A 17,123-nucleotide genomic window follows, 5' to 3' on the forward strand; every position below is an offset into this window, starting at 1 on the left:
CTGAGACCGACTCAGATGTCGAGGAAGCGGACGTCCTTGGCATTGCGCTGGATGAACGCGCGGCGCGCCTCGACGTCCTCGCCCATGAGGACCGAGAACAGGTCGTCGGCCTGGGCGGCGTCGTCGAGCGTGACCTGGCCGAGGACGCGGTGCTCCTGGTCCATGGTCGTGATGCGCAGCTCCTCGGCGTTCATCTCACCGAGACCCTTGAAGCGCTGGATCGAGTCCTCGCGGACGCGCTTGCCCGCCTGGCGGCCGAGTTCGATCAGCGCGTCGCGCTCACGGTCCGAGTACGCGTACTCGAAGTCGTCCCGGCCCCACTTGATCTTGTAGAGCGGCGGGCGCGACAGGAACACGTGCCCGGCCTCGACCAGGGGCCGCATGAAGCGGAACAGGAAGGTCAGCAGCAGGGTGTTGATGTGCTGGCCGTCGACGTCGGCGTCCGCCATCAGGATGATCTTGTGATAGCGGAGCTTCGCGATGTCGAAGTCCTCGTGGACTCCGGTGCCGAAGGCGGAGATCAGTGCCTGGATCTCCTGGTTCTGCAGGATCTTGTCGATCCGCGCCTTCTCGACGTTGAGGATCTTTCCCCGGATCGGGAGGATCGCCTGGTACTGCGGGTTGCGGCCCGACTTGGCCGAACCGCCGGCGGAGTCACCCTCGACGATGAAGATCTCGCACTTGATGGGGTCGTTCGACTGGCAGTCGGACAGCTTGCCCGGCAGGGACGCGGACTCCAGGAGTCCCTTGCGGCGGGTGAGGTCACGCGCCTTGCGGGCCGCCACGCGCGCGGTGGCCGCCTGGATCGACTTGCGGATGATGTCCGCGGCCTCGACCGGGTTGCGGTCCAGCCAGTCGTTGAGGTGCTCGTAGACCGCCTTCTGGACGAAGGTCTTCGCCTCCGTGTTGCCCAGCTTGGTCTTGGTCTGGCCCTCGAACTGAGGCTCGCTCAGCTTGACCGAGATGATCGCGGTCAGACCCTCGCGGATGTCGTCGCCCGTGAGGTTGTCGTCCTTCTCACGGAGCAGCTTCTTGTCGCGCGCGTACTTGTTGATGAGCGAGGTCAGCGCCGCACGGAAGCCCTCCTCGTGCGTACCGCCCTCGTGGGTGTGGATGATGTTGGCGAACGAGTACACACCCTCGCTGTAGCCGCTGTTCCACTGCATCGCGACCTCGAGGGACAGGCTCTTGTCCTTGTCCTCCGCCTCGAGGTCGATGACGGTGGGGTGCACCGCTTCTCCCTTGCGGGAGTTGAGGTACTTCACGAAGTCGACGATGCCGCCTTCGTAGTGGTACGTGACGGACTTGACCTCGTCCTTCTCGTCGGCGCCCGCCTCGTCCGCACCGGCCGTGGCCTTCGCCGAGTCGCGCTCATCAGTGAGTTTGATCGTCAAACCCTTGTTGAGGAACGCCATCTCCTGGAAGCGCCGCGAGAGCGTCTCGAAGGAGTACTCCGTGGTCTCGAAGATGTCCGCGTCGGCCCAGAAGGTGACCGACGTTCCGGTCTCGTCCGTGGCCTCGTGCTGGGACAGAGGAGCCGTCGGGACGCCCAGCTTGTAGTCCTGCGTCCACCGGTGACCGTCCGTCTTGACCTCGACGGAGATCTTGCTCGACAGGGCGTTCACGACGGAGACGCCGACGCCGTGCAGACCACCGGAGACCGCGTAGCCGCCACCGCCGAACTTGCCGCCCGCGTGCAGCACGGTCAGCACGACCTCGAGGGCCGGCTTGCCCTCGGACGCGACGATGCCCACCGGGATGCCGCGGCCGTTGTCGACGACACGTACGCCGCCGTCCGGAAGGATCGTGATGTCGATCGTGTCCGCGTGGCCGGCGAGCGCCTCGTCGACCGAGTTGTCCACCACCTCGTACACGAGGTGGTGGAGTCCACGCTCACCGGTGGAACCGATGTACATGCCGGGTCGCTTGCGGACCGCGTCCAGACCCTCGAGGACGGTGATGGCACTGGCGTCGTACGAGGCTGTGACCTCGCCGTTTGCGCCGATGTCGGTGGACGGGATGTTCTCGTTGGGGTTGCCGGAATCGGCCACGAAGCGCCCTTTCTGGCACAGCACAAGCCGAACTCCCGGCGGGTGGCCGGAGCGGCTGCGGCGTGTTGCGTTGGTAAGCCTTGGTCAGCGTTGCTCGGTGCGTCCCACTAGTGGGGCGGGATTAGCTTCCAGTCTACCGGTAGCGCCGACAGTGATGGGGGTTTGCCGGTACCTGAGTCCGCATGTGCCGCCCTGAACCGGTCTCGTCCGACTCCCCATATGCGGACCAGGGCCCAAAGAGGCTTACAGCGGCACTCAGCGCTTCGGGGTGTCAACCCTTGGCTACTGACCAGTCAGGTCGATCTCCGCCGTCGCGCGCGGTGACCCGCGACGGTGGGCCGGAGCCCGTCGAGGAAGGCCGCGCCCGGCGGCCGAAGCAAGCTCCCACAAGCACCTGATGGGCCCCTGACCAGCGATGATCGACCGTTCTCCGGATCGGCGAGCAAGCGCGGCGAAGTGCCGAGCGACGCACGGGCCCCGCCACAGCAGCCCCAGGAGAACAACGAGTCACACGCGTAGGCGTCCCGGAGCACCTCGACCACGCGGCGAAGGGGCGCGGCCTCCGGCACACGCCGGCCGCGGGCACCGCGATCACGGGCTCGACGCCGGCGGATTCCTCCGCGAGCGACGGCCCGAATTCATTTGCCTTCGTCCGGATCCGCGGCCCGGCGTGGCCACGATCACCGGACTCGGCGGCCCGGCAACGCCGGGATCAGCCGCGCCCGGACCCGAAGCCGCCAGCCGCCCGGCATCCGCCATGAATCGCGCGCGGCCGACAGCCCGGACAGCGTCCGGGCACGGCCCCGCCGGTCACCGGCAGGCCTGAGCGGCGTCCCCGCGCGAAGCCAAGGCGATCTCGTCCCCGTCCACGGCCCGGACCGTCCGGAGCCAGGACCGTCGATGGCCGGTCACCCGTAGGTGTCACCAGGCCCCGTGCTGCCGGGGGCGCGCAGCGGCCCGTAGCGACGTGGGGGACCCGTGGGCCCCTGGACCTTGAGCAGGCGCACGGCGCCGTGGCCGAGGTCCTGGTTCAGCCGCGCGACCAACTGCGGTGCCAGCAGACGCAGTTGCGTCGCCCAGGCGGTCGAGTCGCACTGCACGGTCAGCACCCGCTCGGCCGGGTCGTCGTCGTAGCGCAGCGGAACGCAGTGCTTGGCCAGGTCGTCGCCGACGATCTGCGGCCAGCGGCCCATCACACCGCCCATCGCGGCCGGGGTCTCCCAGCCGCGCTCGGTGAGCAGCCGGTTGATGGCGGCGCCGAGCGCCATGGGGTCACGTCCGTCGGCGCCGGAGCCGGAGCGCAGGCCGCCGCCTCGACGCGCCTGCTTCTTCTGCTGGGCCGCGTCCCCACGCGCGCGTGCCTGCTCCTTCGCGGCGCGCAGCGCCACGCGCGCGAGGTCGACGCCGGAGGGCTCGGGGGTCTTCTTGCCGGACGCAGCGCCTGAGGCGCCCTCGGCGGCCGCTCCCGATGTGTTTTCCGTCATACGCGCTCCACCGTGCCTTCGGACACGGCGTACCGCGTCCCGTTCAGGACGTCCGGAACGTCGTCCTCCACCGCGGCCGTCACGAGCACCTGCTCGCCGGGCGCGACAAGTTCCGCGAGCCGCTCCCGCCTGCGGGTGTCCAACTCGGCGAAGACGTCGTCGAGGACCAGCACCGGTTCGTTGCCCTCGGCCCTGAGCAGGTCGTACGAGGCCAGGCGCAGCGCCAGCGCGTACGACCAGGATTCGCCGTGGGAGGCGTATCCCTTGGCGGGCAGCTGGCCGAGTTTGAGGACCAGATCGTCCCGGTGAGGCCCTACGAGGGTCACGCCGCGCTCGATCTCCGGCTTGCGGGCCTCCTCCATGGCAGCCATCAGCTGGGCGTAGAGCTCCTCGCGGCCGTGGCCCACGATGCCGGGCGAGGACGCCTTGTACTCCAGGGCGAGAGGCCCGCCGCCGGGCGCCAGCTGCTCGTAGGCCTTGTCGGCCAGCGGCTGGATCGCGGCGACCAGGTCGAGCCGCTGGGCCAGCAGTTCGGCGCCCACGCGCGCGAGGTGCTGGTCCCACACTTCGAGTGTGGAGAGGTCCATGGTCCGGCCACCGTGCCGACGGGCCAGCGCGGCCGATTTCAGGAGGGTGTTGCGCTGCTTGAGGACCCGGTCGTAGTCGGAGCGGACGCCCGCCATGCGCGGGGAGCGCGCGGTGATCAGCTCGTCGAGGAACCGGCGTCGCTCTCCAGGATCGCCCTTGACCAGGGCGAGGTCCTCCGGCGCGAACAGGACGGTTCGTACGATGCCGAGTACGTCCCGGGGCCTGACCTGCGAGGACCTGTTGATGCGGGCGCGGTTGGCCTTGCCGGGGTTCAGTTCCAGCTCGATGAGCTGCTGGCGCTCTCCCTGCCGGACGTTGGCCCGGATGATCGCCCGGTCGGCGCCCATGCGGACGAGCGGGGCGTCGGAGGAGACGCGGTGACTGCCGAGGGTCGCGAGATAGCCGACCGCCTCGACCAGGTTCGTCTTGCCCTGTCCGTTGGGACCGACGAACGCGGTGACCCCCGGGTCGAGCGGGACCTCGACCCGGACGTACGAGCGGAAGTCGGCCAGCGACAGATGCGTGACGTGCATGGTCGTTCGCCGACCTCCCCCAGCGTGGTGTTCCGGTTCTCCCCGGGGTCCGGGTCGGCCCCGGTCCTCAGGTTCTTCCCCGGCTGTGGACAACCGGGTCACCCCGGGTGTGGAGAACCCGGGGCGTCGATCAGGCCTTCTCGACGGCGTGGCCGCCGAACTGGTTGCGCAGCGCCGCGATCATCTTCATCTGCGGCGAGTCGTCCTGCCGCGAGGCGAAGCGGGCGAAGAGCGACGCGGTGATCGCGGGAAGCGGTACCGCGTGGTCGATGGCGGCCTCCACGGTCCACCGGCCTTCGCCGGAGTCCTGTGCGTAGCCCTTGAGCTTCTCCAGGTGCTCGTCCTCGTCCAGCGCGTTGACGGCGAGGTCGAGCAGCCAGGAGCGGATGACCGTGCCTTCCTGCCAGGAGCGGAAGACCTCACGCACGTCCGTGACGGAGTCGGCCTTCTCCAGCAGCTCCCAGCCCTCGGCGTAGGCCTGCATCATGGCGTACTCGATGCCGTTGTGGACCATCTTCGCGAAGTGGCCCGCGCCGACCTTGCCGGCGTGCACCGCTCCGAAGTCGCCCTCGGGCTTGAGCGCGTCGAAGATCGGCTGTACCTGGGCGACATGCTCGGCGTGGCCGCCGTACATCAGCGCGTAGCCGTTCTCCAGGCCCCAGACGCCTCCGGAGACACCGCAGTCGACGAAGCCGATGCCCTTGATGCCCAGCTCGACGGCGTGCTTCTCGTCGTCCGTCCAGCGCGAGTTGCCACCGTCCACGACGACGTCGCCGGGCTCCAGCAGGGCGGCCAGCTCGTCGACGGTGGACTGGGTCGCGGCGCCCGCCGGAACCATGACCCACACCACGCGCGGACCCTTGAGCTTGCCCACAAGTTCTTCCAGGCTGTGGACATCGGCGAGGTCCGGGTTGCGGTCGTATCCGATGACGGTGTGACCTGCGCGGCGGATCCGCTCGCGCATGTTGCCGCCCATCTTGCCGAGGCCGACGAGACCGAGCTCCATCAGTTGTTCCTTAGGGGTTGCGACGTGGCGTGAGGGCACTCTCGTACCTGGGTCCGAGCCTAAACCTGGGGGTACCACCCACGCCTTTCGGGCACCGGTGGAACTCACGCACATCTGGGGACATAGCCGCTCATACGTATGCCCCACCCGCGGTGCAGCCCGCCGGGCCCTGGAGGACCGGCGGGCTCCGGGGTCAGCCGGACAGACGGACCGGCATGATCAGGTACTTGTAGGCCTCGTCCGCCTCGGCGTCCACCGCGGGCCTGCCGCTCAGCAGCGCGGGCTTCGTGGACGTCGTGAAGGAGAGCTGGGCGACCGGCGAGTCGATGGCGCTCAGGCCGTCGAGCAGGAACGTCGGGTTGAAGGCGATCGAGACGTCGTCGCCCTCCAACTGGGCGTCGACCCTTTCCACAGCCTGTGCGTCGTCGCTGGACCCGGCCTCCAGGATCAGCACGCCCTGCTCGAAGCTCAGCCGCACCGGGGTGTTCCGCTCCGCGACCAGGGCCACGCGCTTGACGGCCTCCACGAACGGGGCGGTCTCGATGACGGCGATGGAGTTGAACTCCGTCGGGAACAGCGAGCGGTACTTCGGGAGGTCGCCTTCGAGCAGGCGGGTGGTCGTACGCCGGCCCGCGCCCTCGAAGCCGATCAGACCCTCACCCGCGCCGGAACCGGAGAGCGCCAGGATCACGCTGTCGCCGCCCGTGAGGGCCTTGGCGGTGTCCAGGAGCGTCTTGGCGGGCACCAGGGCGACCGCGGACGCCTCCGGGTTCTCCGGCTTCCACAGGAACTCGCGGACCGCGAAGCGGTAGCGGTCGGTGGACGCCAGGGTGACCTTGTCGCCCTCGATCTCGATGCGCACACCGGTGAGCACGGGGAGGGTGTCGTCGCGTCCGGCGGCGATGGCCACCTGGGCCGCGGCCGAGGCGAAGACCTCACCGGGAACGGTGCCGGTCGCCGACGGCATCTGCGGCAGTGCCGGGTACTCCTCCACAGGCAGGGTGTGGAGTGTGAACCGCGAGGAGCCGCAGACCACGGTCGCCCGTACACCGTCTGTGGAAATCTCCACCGGCCGGTTGGGAAGGGCTCGGCAGATGTCCGCGAGGAGGCGGCCGGACACGAGGACCGTGCCCTCCTCGTCGATCTCCGCGTCCACGGAGACCCTCGCCGAGACCTCGTAGTCGAAGCTGGAGAGGCTCAGGGAGCCCTCCTCGGCCTTCAGAAGGAGGCCGGCGAGCACAGGCGCCGGCGGACGGGCCGGGAGGCTGCGTGCCGCCCAGGCCACTGCCTCCGCGAGTACGTCGCGTTCCACCCGGATCTTCACCGTTGCCGCCTCCGTCTGTTGCCGGCGCTCTCGCCCTGCTGGCCTTCGTCGTCTCACTCGGTGTCACTCGGACCGCTGAGGGGAAGGACACCGGGGAACAGTCTGACGCACCGCACTGACAGCTGGTGCCTCTCGGGGTCAAGTCGTGCCGACCGGCACCTGACCGTCCGAGAGCGAGTTGTGCACAGCCCCCACTTCGAAACGGTTTCCAGGCTCTCTCTAGTTGGTCTTAGTAGTAGGGCCTGTGGAAACCGTGGATAACCCCGTTTTCGCAGCTCAGAGGCGGTTTTTTGTCCACCGGGCCTGTGGGCGGAGACGGTGGACAACCGGGGGTCTCTGTGGACGACGAAAAGTTCTGCACACTCGATCCACAGCTTGGGGCTACTTCTCCCCAGCGCCGTCCCCAGCTTTACCCCCGTTCCCCACAGCCCAATCCGGCACCTTGGTGTGACGCCTTTCACTCGACGCGGTGAGATGGCGCGGCGCGTTGCCGAACAGTGGACAGAGATGTGGAGAAGCCGGAGATCGCTGGGGACAACCGGGTCCTGCCTGTGGGCCACCGGTGGACAACTTGGCGCACGACCTGGGGAACTTTCCTTCGTCCACAGGGTGTGGAGAATCTTTGTCCACGAATCCACAGGCGGTTGACCTGGTCTGATGGTCTTTCAACAGTGCTCCCTGTGGAAACAATCTGGACAACTTCCCAGTCCCCAGGGTGTGGACGGAAGAAAGTCGCCACATCTGTGGAGGGAGGCCGTAACCAGGCATGGATTCGAACAGCAGGTGTCGGGTCGGTAGCGGTGAAAACGGGGCGGGAGCCCTCGGAACGGGGGTCCGGAGGCCTCGAAGCGCCCGCATCCCGGTCCTCTGAGCGCGCGTCAGGACGCCCTGAGGAGCGCGTCCTGACTCCTCAGGGAGGGCTGGACACTCCTCCGAGCGTGCGGCTCGACCCTTTCGAGCGACATCCCGGACGCTCGCCTCGGTGCCTCGGTGCCTCGGTGCCTCGGTGCCTCGGTGCCTCGGTGCCCCGGTGCCCCGCGGCCGAGCCGGCTCCCGGGCTCCCCGGCCCTGCCCGCGGTGGAGACGTTCCTGCGCCCGGCTGAGGGCGGGACCTCCCGGACGAGTGAACGGGAACGGCGAAGGGCGCCCCGGGAGGATGTCCCGGGGCGCCCTTCGGACACGTACGGCCGCTGGGCCGTTCAGCCGTTCTTGATGCGGTTGGTGAGCTCGGTGACCTGGTTGTAGATCGAGCGGCGTTCGGCCATCAGCGCGCGGATCTTGCGGTCGGCGTGCATGACGGTCGTGTGGTCACGGCCACCGAACTGCGCGCCGATCTTCGGCAGCGACAGATCGGTGAGCTCACGGCACAGGTACATGGCGATCTGGCGCGCCGTCACCAGCACGCGGCTGCGCGAGGACCCGCACAGGTCGTCCACCGTGAGCCCGAAGTAGTCGGCCGTGGCCGCCATGATCGCGGTCGCCGTGATCTCGGGGGCCGAGTCCTCACCGCCGGGGATCAGGTCCTTGAGGACGATCTCCGTCAGACCGAGGTCCACCGGCTGCCGGTTGAGCGACGCGAACGCCGTCACCCGGATCAGCGCGCCCTCCAGCTCGCGGATGTTGCGCGAGATCCTGGACGCGATGAACTCCAGCACCTCCGGCGGGGCGTTGAGCTGCTCCTGCACGGCCTTCTTACGAAGGATGGCGATACGGGTCTCCAGCTCGGGCGGCTGGACGTCGGTGATCAGACCCCACTCGAAGCGGTTCCGCAGCCGGTCTTCCAGTGTGACGAGCTGCTTGGGCGGTCGGTCGCTGGAGAGAACGATCTGCTTGTTCGCGTTGTGCAGCGTGTTGAAGGTGTGGAAGAACTCCTCCTGCGTCGACTCCTTGTCCGCGAGGAACTGGATGTCGTCGACGAGCAGGATGTCCATCTCCCGGTACCGCTTGCGGAAGCTGTCGCCCTTGCCGTCACGGATGGAGTTGATGAACTCGTTGGTGAACTCCTCCGAGCTCACGTACCGCACCCGGGTGCCCGGATAGAGGCTGCGGGCGTAGTGCCCGATCGCGTGCAGCAGGTGTGTCTTGCCGAGTCCCGACTCCCCGTAGATGAAGAGGGGGTTGTACGCCTTCGCGGGCGCCTCGGCGACGGCCACCGCTGCGGCGTGCGCGAAGCGGTTCGAGGCGCCGATCACGAACGTGTCGAAGAGGTACTTCGGGTTCAGGCGCGCGGTGGGTTCGCCCGGACCGGACGCCGGCGCGGGCTGCGCGGCCTTCGACCCGGGGGCACCGGACGGCAGGGCGGGGCCGCCCCTGCGCCCCTGGCCGCCGCCGGAGGGGTCCTGCAGATCACGGCGGTCGGAACGCTGGTCGTAGTCCTGGCGCTGCTGCTCGTAGGGCGAGCGGTCCATCGACTGCGGCCGGTAGTCCTGGGGCGGCGAGGCGTAGGGGTCCCGTTCCGGGAAGCCGAGGCGCTGCTGCTGCCAGCCGTAGTCGTCCTGGGAGTGGCGCGGCCAGGCGCCCGGCTCCGGGCGCTGGTAGTCCGGGTACGCGGGACGGGCGGTCGGCAGCTGGTCGCCGGGGGCGCCGGGAAGCGGCTCGGAGCGGCCGCCGCCGCGGTGGTCGTCGGCGCGGTGCCGGCCGTACCCCTCGTATCCGTCGCGGCGTGAGTCGTAGGGACTGCGGTCGTCGCGCCCCTGCGGCTCGTACGTATTGCGGTCGTCACGGCCCTGACCGCCGCCCTCGTAGCCGCCGCGGTCGTCACGGCCCTGGCCGTCGTAGGCGCCGCGTTCGTCGCGTCCCTGGCCCTCGTACGCGCTCCGGTCGTCGCGGTTCTGGCCGCCTTCGTAGGCGCCGCGTTCGTCGCGTCCCTGGCCGCCCTCGTAGGCGTTCCGGTCCTCGCGTCCCTGGTTCTCGTAGGAGTCGCGGCTCTGGCCCGGTCCGGTGGGGGGCTCCGACTCCTCGTAACGGGGCGGGGCGGGAGCGGAGGGCTCGCCCGCGGAGTCGTCGACGGTGATGGCGATGCGGATCGGGCGGCCGCACTCCCGGCTCAGCGTCTCGCTGACGATCGGCGCGAGCCGGCCCTCCAGTACGTTCTTCGCGAACTCGTTGGGGACGGCGAGCAGGGCGGTGTCCGCGACCAGGGCCAGGGGCTGGCAGCGCTTGATCCAGTGCTCGTCCTTCGCCTCGACACCCTGCCCGCGGCCCTCGCCGAGAAGTTGTTCCAGTACGCGTGGCCACACTGCGGCAAGATCGGCAGGTACGTCAGCCACGGGGCACGCTCTCTCACGGGTCCCACGAACGTGTGGTTCTGGGAACAGGTTGGGAAGTCAGTCGCTTGGGGCGGGGGGAACAAAACCGCTGGGGCGGTGGGAAGGGAACTAATCGGGGTTCAGCCACGGTAGTCAGGGCGACCGGTGCGGTTCAAGTTGTTGTCCCCAGCCTGTGGATAGTGTCTCCTGTCAGGGACTGGTTTGACCGGATGGCGTAGCCGCGCGTACCGTAACCAGGTCGAGTTGTCGATGGCTGCTGCCGCCTGCCTCCGATGGGCACAGATCGCGAAGAGTGATCGGGAAGCGGTGCACTCGGGCGTAATGCGAGTTTCCTCGTGGGCGCACGGTGACAGCCAGGACGGCACCCCGCCACCATCGATTCTTTCTGGAGCCCCCTAGTGAGCAAGCGCACCTTCCAGCCGAACAACCGTCGTCGCGCCAAGACCCACGGCTTCCGCCTGCGGATGCGCACCCGTGCCGGCCGCGCGATTCTCGCGAACCGCCGTGTCAAGGGTCGCGCCAGCCTGTCCGCCTGATTACTCACAGGTCATGATCTCGTGCTGCCTACCGAGCATCGGCTGAGGCGGCGCGAAGACTTCGCGACCGCGGTACGCCGAGGACGCCGGGCCGGACGCCCGCTTCTCGTCGTCCATCTACGTAGCGGTGCAACGGACCCGCACGCGCCTGGGGAGAGCGCTCCCTCGACGCGTGCGGGTTTCGTCGTGAGCAAAGCCGTGGGCGGAGCGGTCGTACGCAACAAGGTGAAGCGCAGGCTTCGTCATCTGATGCGCGACCGAGTCGCCCTGTTGCCCCCCGGTAGCCTGGTAGTCGTACGAGCGCTGCCCGGTGCGGGTGACGCCGACCATGAACAGCTGGCCCGAGACCTGGATGCCGCCCTGCAGCGGCTGCTGGGAGGGGGCGCGCGATGAAGTACCCGCTGCTTGCTCTCATCAAGCTGTACCAGTGGACGATCAGCCCGTTGCTCGGGCCGGTCTGCAAGTACTACCCGTCGTGCTCCCGCTACGGCTACACAGCCATCGACCGGCACGGTGCGATCAAGGGAACGGCACTTACCGCCTGGCGCATCCTCCGGTGCAATCCGTGGTCGCTGGGCGGTGTGGACCATGTTCCGCAACGCAAGCGTCCGCGGTGGCACGAATTGCTGCGTAACGCCTGGCGTGCACGCAAGGGCGGGACCTCCGCCGCCGAACCGGCCACCGGGGAGACCACTGCCCCGGGCCCGGCCGCCGAGACCCCGTCCCATGCTCAAGGAGCTTGATTAGTGGACACGATTGCCAGTCTTTTCAGCTTCATCACGACACCTGTTTCCTGGGTCATCGTCCAGTTCCACGCCGTGTACGGGAAGATCTTCGGCCCCGACACCGGCTGGGCCTGGGGCTTGTCCATCGTGTCCCTGGTGGTTCTGATCCGTATCTGCCTGATCCCGCTCTTCGTGAAGCAGATCAAGGCCACCCGGGCGATGCAGACGCTGCAGCCCGAGATGAAGAAGATCCAGGAGCGCTACAAGAACGACAAGCAGCGCCAGTCCGAAGAGATGATGAAGCTGTACAAGGACACGGGTACCAACCCGCTCTCCTCGTGCCTTCCCATCCTGGCCCAGTCGCCGTTCTTCTTCGCCCTGTATCACGTGCTCAACGGCATCGCGACGGGCAAGACGATCGGCGTTCTCGACGATCAGCTGCTCGCGAGCGCCCGTAAGGCCCACATCTTCGGTGCCCCGCTCGCGGCGAAGTTCACCGACAGCGCCGAGACGGTCGCCCAGCTCGGTGCCACGCTGACCGATGTCCGTGTCGTCACCGCGATCATGATCGTGATGATGTCGGGCTCGCAGTTCTACACCCAGCGTCAGCTGATGACGAAGAACGTCGACACCACGGTGAAGACGCCCTTCATGCAGCAGCAGAAGATGCTGATGTACGTGTTCCCGGTGATGTTCGCCTTCTTCGGCATCCGGTTCCCCGTCGGTGTCCTCATCTACTGGCTGACCACCAACGTGTGGACCATGGGCCAGCAGATGTACGTGATCCGCAACAACCCGACCCCCGGTTCGAAGGCCCAGGCCGCGTACCTGGAGCGCCTGCAGAAGCACGTCACGAGCCACGGCAAGACGCGCCGCCGCAGTGAGAAGGCCATCGTCAAGGCCATCGTGGCCAAGGGCCGCGACCGCAACGAGTTCGAGCGCAAGTTCATCAACGGCCTCACCAAGGCGGGCCTGGTGGCCCAGCCCGACGGCCTGGTGGTGACGGGCGAGAACGCGACGGTCATCGAGTCCGAGGACGGCACCACGACCACCGCGGCCGCCGCTCCCAAGCGTCAGCAGCCGAAGCGGCAGTCCAAGTCGCAGCGCCAGTCGGGCGCGGCGTCCGCCGTCGCACCGGTGGACGAGTCGGAGCCGAAGACCTCGCTGAGCAAGTCCGACGAGCCACAGGACACCGAGCCCTCCGCCGCAAAGCCGGCCTCTGGAAGCGGTAACAAGCCCGGCACCGGTACCCGCAGCAAGGCCCAGTCCGGACAGCGCAAGGGCCCGCAGCGGCCCAAGTCCCCGTCCAAGAAGTAAGAAGGAGTCCATCCCGTGACGGAAGGCACCACCTCCGCCGCCGCTGAGGGCGACACCCTGACCCGCCTGGAGCAGGAAGGCGAGATCGCGGCGGACTACCTCGAGGGTCTGCTCGACATCGCCGATCTCGACGGCGACATCGACATGGACGTCGAGGCCGACCGCGCCGCTGTCTCGATCATCAGCGACTCGGGCGGCCGCGACCTGCACAAGCTGGTCGGCCGGGACGGCGAGGTGCTGGAGGCGCTCCAGGAGCTCACGCGCCTGGCCGTGCACCGGGAGACCGGGGACCGCAGCCGGCTGATGCTGGACATCGCGGGGTTCCGCGCCAAGAAGCGCGAGGAACTTTCCGAGCTGGGTGCCAAGGCCGCGGCCGAGGTCAAGAGCTCCGGTGAGCCCGTGAAGATGGACCCGATGACACCGTTCGAGCGCAAGGTGGTGCACGACGCGGTCAAGGCCGCGGGCCTGCGCAGCGAGTCCGAGGGCGAGGAGCCGCAGCGCTTCGTCGTCGTGCTCCCCGCCTGATCGGTACGTACGTTCCTTCGGCCCCGTCTGTTGCGCAGGCGGGGCCGAACTTTGTCAGCCTGATAGTCCCCACAGCTGTGGTCCCCGACGCCGATCACTGGCCGCGGTTCCCGAACCTTCGGTCCTCGACAGCTGTTGGTCCCTGATAGTCCTGGTGATCAGCGCCCAGTGCGCTTATGCGGTACGGAAGGACGGTCCCCCGTGACGGAGGCAGCGGAGCTTCCCCCCGCGCCCGAGCAGGCGCGCGAGGTATTCGGTGATCGCTTCGCGGACGCGGTCCGGTACGCGGAACTGCTGGCCGAGGCGGGAGTGCAGCGTGGGCTGATCGGCCCCCGTGAGGTACCCCGGCTGTGGGAGCGGCACCTGCTGAACTGCGCGGTGCTCTCTGAGGTCGTACCCGATGGGGTGACCGTGTGCGACGTCGGCTCCGGTGCGGGACTGCCCGGTATTCCGCTGGCGCTCGTCCGGGAGGACCTCAAGATCACCCTGCTCGAACCCCTGCTGCGCCGGACCACCTTCCTCACCGAGGTCGTGGAGCTGCTCGGCCTCGACCATGTGACCGTCGTGCGCGGCCGGGCCGAGGAGGTCATGGGGACGCTGCAGCCGGTTCACGTGGTGACCGCCAGAGCCGTCGCTCCGCTCGACCGGCTGGCGGCCTGGGGCATCCCGCTGCTGCGCCCGTACGGCGAGATGCTGGCTCTCAAGGGCGATACCGCCGAGGAGGAGCTGAAGGCCTCTGCGACGGCCCTGAGCAAGCTCGGTGCCGTCGAGACGTCCATCCTGCATGTCGGTGAGGGCGTCGTGGACCCGTTGTCCACCGTGGTGCGGGTCGAGGTGGGCGAGAGCCCCGGCGGTGTGCGCTTCGCGGCGAAGCGAGCCAAGGCCGCCAGGACGGGGCGGACGCGCCGCCGCCGCTGATCCAGGTCGATGTGAGCATCGTTACTCCCGGTTCCCGTGTGATGGGACCGGGAGTTTCGCTGTTCAGGGCCGGGAGTTGTTTGTCACTTCCGACGGGCCGGCCAGTCGGCGAGCTGAACTCGGCGAATACTGACAAACCAGTATGTATCGGAGTGTCGCGCCGCGATGGCTCCGGTGGCTGGGCATCGTGTTTCACGTGAAACGTCGCTCACTGTTGCACGGCATCATCAGTCGCGGCCGCGCTGCGGCCGAACCTCGCGACCGGAGGCCTCTCGGTTCACTCGGAAAGGGTGCGGGGTTGTCCACAGAGGTGGATTTCTCCACAGAACAACGGGCCTCGCTGGTTCACGACCCCGATGGCATGGGAGGCTCTGTTCATTGCGAGCCTGAAGTCGAGGAGAGTGAATCCTTGCGGTCCGACGCCAACATCGCGGGACCGATGACCGATCCGGTCCCCGGTCCCCGTACCGAGTCGCTGGGGGACGATGTTTCACGTGAAACACCGCCCCCAATGGACGACACTCCCATTGGTCGTGCTGCCCAGCTGGCTGTGGAGGCGCTAGGTCGCGCCGGTGAGGGCCTGCCACGGCCCGAGCAGACCCGAGTCATGGTGGTCGCCAACCAGAAGGGTGGGGTGGGTAAGACCACGACCACGGTCAACCTTGCCGCCTCCTTGGCCCTGCACGGTAGCCGGGTCCTGGTGATCGACCTCGACCCTCAGGGCAATGCCTCCACCGCGCTGGGCATCGACCACCACGCCGAGGTTCCGTCGATCTATGACGTGCTGATCGACAGCAAGCCACTCTCCGAGGTCGTCCAGCCGGTCCCTGATGTCGAGGGTCTCTTCTGTGCCCCCGCCACGATCGATCTCGCCGGTGCGGAGATCGAGCTGGTGTCGCTGGTGGCCCGTGAGAGCCGACTTGAGCGGGCGATCCTGGCGTACGAGCAGCCGCTGGACTACATCCTCATCGACTGCCCTCCGTCGCTCGGTCTGCTGACCGTCAACGCGCTGGTCGCCGGCGCGGAAGTCCTCATCCCCATCCAGTGCGAGTACTACGCGCTGGAAGGCCTGGGACAGCTCCTGCGCAACGTCGACCTGGTACGAGGACACCTCAACCCCGACCTCCACGTCTCGACGATTCTGCTCACCATGTACGACGGCCGGACACGTCTCGCGTCCCAGGTCGCCGAGGAGGTGCGCAGCCACTTCGGCGAGGAGGTGCTGCGGACGAGCATCCCGCGTTCGGTCCGAATTTCGGAGGCTCCGAGCTATGGGCAGACGGTTCTGACCTACGATCCGGGTTCGAGCGGTGCTCTCTCGTATCTTGAGGCCGCGCGCGAGATCGCCCTTCGGGGAGTCGGAATGGCGTACGACGCGCAACATGCCCATGTGGGCGGACAGAACGATCAGAACATGGTGGAGGGGATCCAGTGAGCGAGCGACGACGGGGTCTGGGGCGGGGCCTTGGCGCACTGATCCCCGCGGCTCCGACAGGTGAGCGTCCAGGTGTCTCGGCGAGTGGGGCATCCTCATCGCTGGGCGCCGGACCCGTACTCACAGCGGAGCGCGGGGTGGCGGCGGCAAAGGTGACAACGCTGCCGCCTGTTTCACATGAAACAGAGGAGCTGTCGTCGAACGAGGGGCAGGAGACGCTTCAGGCGCCTGTCGGTGCTCACTTCGCCGAGCTGCCTCTTGAGTTCATCACGCCGAACCCTCGCCAGCCGCGTGAGGTCTTTGACGAGGACGCTCTGGGCGAGCTCGTCACCTCGATCAAAGAGGTCGGGCTCCTCCAGCCCGTCGTCGTGCGACAGGTGGGCCCGGCGCGCTACGAGCTCATCATGGGGGAGCGCCGTTTCCGGGCCTGCCGTGAGGCGGGACTTGAGGCCATTCCCGCGATCGTGCGGGCCACGGAGGACGAGAAGCTCCTCCTGGACGCGCTCTTGGAGAACCTGCACCGGGCCCAGCTGAACCCGCTGGAAGAGGCGGCCGCCTACGACCAGCTGCTCAAGGACTTCAACTGCACGCACGACCAGCTGGCGGACCGTATCGGGCGGTCGCGTCCGCAGGTCTCCAACACTCTGCGTCTGCTGAAGCTCTCGCCGTCCGTTCAGCGCCGTGTCGCCGCCGGGGTTCTCTCCGCCGGGCACGCTCGGGCACTCCTCGCCGTCGACGACTCGGAGGAGCAGGACCGCCTGGCCCACCGCATCGTCGCGGAGGGGCTCTCGGTGCGAGCCGTGGAGGAGATCGTCACCCTCATGGGGTCCCGTCCGCAGACGGCTCAGCGCTCCAGGGGACCGCGGGCCGGCGGTCGCATCTCTCCCGCGCTGAGTGATCTGGCGACGCGTCTCTCGGACCGCTTCGAGACGCGTGTGAAGGTCGACCTCGGGCAGAAGAAGGGCAAGATCACTGTCGAGTTCGCTTCGATGGAGGACCTTGAGCGCATCCTCGGCTCCCTCGCCCCTGGAGAGGGACCGGTCCTTCAGAAGAGCCTTCTGGACGACGACGACGCCGACGACGCGGAAGACTGATTCGTCTTCCTGGCGGATCGATGTCCTGTCGGTCCACCAGCAAAGCGGGCCGTGTCCGGTGTGTACCGGAACACGGCCCGCTCTTTGCTTTCTGTCGGTATCGATGGAATCGCATCGTCGATACGATGCGATGGGGGTATGGCGCATCCACCTGGCAGCACCTTCATCGGGGAGGCGGGGCCATGCACACCGTGAGCCGTACGGGACTGGTGACCGCGGGCCTGGGCCTGGGAGCGGTCGGCGGATTCGTGGGCAGCCTGCTCAGGGAACGGAGCCATCTGACAGCCGCCCGTGACGCCGCGGGCGAAGGAAGCGAGG

General features: G+C 68.1%; 14 protein-coding genes. 8 read left to right on the plus strand and 6 right to left on the minus strand.

Annotated elements, in window-relative coordinates; genetic code table 11:
* Positions 1–11: 11 nt before the first annotated feature.
* From gyrB to dnaA, 6 genes are all read right to left on the minus strand, one after another.
* Entirely contained in the window at positions 12–2,075 is a 2,064-nt protein-coding gene (gene gyrB, locus OHT01_RS20140; protein WP_328554529.1) for a DNA topoisomerase (ATP-hydrolyzing) subunit B, read from the minus strand.
* A gap of 884 nt (positions 2,076–2,959) precedes the next feature.
* Complete coding sequence (locus OHT01_RS20145) at positions 2,960–3,535, minus strand: DUF721 domain-containing protein (protein ID WP_328554530.1); 576 nt, start codon at positions 3,533–3,535, stop codon at positions 2,960–2,962.
* Complete coding sequence (gene recF / locus OHT01_RS20150) at positions 3,532–4,656, minus strand: DNA replication/repair protein RecF (RefSeq protein WP_328554531.1); 1,125 nt, start codon at positions 4,654–4,656, stop codon at positions 3,532–3,534. The genes OHT01_RS20145 and recF overlap by 4 nt, the downstream gene beginning before the upstream one ends.
* Positions 4,657–4,786: 130 nt before the next feature.
* A complete protein-coding gene (gene gnd, locus OHT01_RS20155) occupies positions 4,787–5,662 on the minus strand; it encodes a phosphogluconate dehydrogenase (NAD(+)-dependent, decarboxylating) (protein WP_328554532.1) in 876 nt (291 codons plus the stop codon).
* Positions 5,663–5,855: 193 nt separating this feature from the next.
* Positions 5,856–6,986, minus strand: coding sequence for a DNA polymerase III subunit beta (dnaN, locus tag OHT01_RS20160; RefSeq protein ID WP_328554533.1), 1,131 nt, complete (start codon positions 6,984–6,986; stop codon positions 5,856–5,858).
* A 1,199-nt stretch (positions 6,987–8,185) separates the two neighbouring features.
* Positions 8,186–10,255, minus strand: coding sequence for a chromosomal replication initiator protein DnaA (gene dnaA, locus OHT01_RS20165; RefSeq protein WP_328554534.1), 2,070 nt, complete (start codon positions 10,253–10,255; stop codon positions 8,186–8,188).
* Positions 10,256–10,653: 398 nt separating this feature from the next.
* On the opposite strand from dnaA, the gene rpmH reads away from it, so the two are divergent.
* From rpmH to OHT01_RS20205, 8 genes are all read left to right on the plus strand, one after another.
* Positions 10,654–10,791: a 50S ribosomal protein L34 gene (rpmH, locus tag OHT01_RS20170; RefSeq protein WP_328554535.1), complete on the plus strand. Its 138-nt coding sequence runs from the start codon at positions 10,654–10,656 to the stop codon at positions 10,789–10,791.
* A gap of 21 nt (positions 10,792–10,812) precedes the next feature.
* Complete coding sequence (rnpA, locus tag OHT01_RS20175) at positions 10,813–11,184, plus strand: ribonuclease P protein component (RefSeq protein WP_328554536.1); 372 nt, start codon at positions 10,813–10,815, stop codon at positions 11,182–11,184.
* Positions 11,181–11,534, plus strand: coding sequence for a membrane protein insertion efficiency factor YidD (gene yidD, locus OHT01_RS20180; RefSeq protein ID WP_266760612.1), 354 nt, complete (start codon positions 11,181–11,183; stop codon positions 11,532–11,534). The genes rnpA and yidD overlap by 4 nt, the downstream gene beginning before the upstream one ends.
* A 3-nt stretch (positions 11,535–11,537) precedes the next feature.
* On the plus strand, positions 11,538–12,833 hold the full coding sequence (gene yidC, locus OHT01_RS20185) for a membrane protein insertase YidC (RefSeq protein WP_328554537.1): 1,296 nt from the start codon (positions 11,538–11,540) through the stop codon (positions 12,831–12,833).
* Between the two features lie 15 nt (positions 12,834–12,848).
* Positions 12,849–13,358, plus strand: a complete 510-nt coding sequence (locus OHT01_RS20190; protein ID WP_261703727.1) for a Jag family protein — start codon at positions 12,849–12,851, stop codon at positions 13,356–13,358.
* A 201-nt stretch (positions 13,359–13,559) separates the two neighbouring features.
* Positions 13,560–14,276: a 16S rRNA (guanine(527)-N(7))-methyltransferase RsmG gene (gene rsmG / locus OHT01_RS20195; RefSeq protein ID WP_328554538.1), complete on the plus strand. Its 717-nt coding sequence runs from the start codon at positions 13,560–13,562 to the stop codon at positions 14,274–14,276.
* Positions 14,277–14,637: 361 nt separating this feature from the next.
* Entirely contained in the window at positions 14,638–15,711 is a 1,074-nt protein-coding gene (locus OHT01_RS20200; RefSeq protein WP_328558182.1) for an AAA family ATPase, read from the plus strand.
* On the plus strand, positions 15,708–16,805 hold the full coding sequence (locus OHT01_RS20205; RefSeq protein ID WP_328554539.1) for a ParB/RepB/Spo0J family partition protein: 1,098 nt from the start codon (positions 15,708–15,710) through the stop codon (positions 16,803–16,805). Before OHT01_RS20200 ends, OHT01_RS20205 begins: the two co-directional genes overlap by 4 nt.
* Positions 16,806–17,123: the final 318 nt, after the last annotated feature.

Origin of the sequence: Streptomyces sp. NBC_00358, from assembly GCF_036099295.1 — a bacterium.
Lineage (GTDB): Bacteria > Actinomycetota > Actinomycetes > Streptomycetales > Streptomycetaceae > Streptomyces.

Bases quoted from the DNA above. Each gene is read 5' to 3' on its own strand.
- recF (WP_328554531.1), bottom strand. From the start codon at position 4,656: ATGCACGTCACGCATCTGTCGCTGGCCGACTTCCGCTCGTACGTCCGG.
- OHT01_RS20145 (WP_328554530.1), bottom strand. From the start codon at position 3,535: ATGACGGAAAACACATCGGGAGCGGCCGCCGAGGGCGCCTCAGGCGCT.
- yidD (WP_266760612.1), top strand. From the start codon at position 11,181: ATGAAGTACCCGCTGCTTGCTCTCATCAAGCTGTACCAGTGGACGATC.
- OHT01_RS20200 (WP_328558182.1), top strand. From the start codon at position 14,638: ATGGGAGGCTCTGTTCATTGCGAGCCTGAAGTCGAGGAGAGTGAATCC.
- gnd (WP_328554532.1), bottom strand. From the start codon at position 5,662: ATGGAGCTCGGTCTCGTCGGCCTCGGCAAGATGGGCGGCAACATGCGC.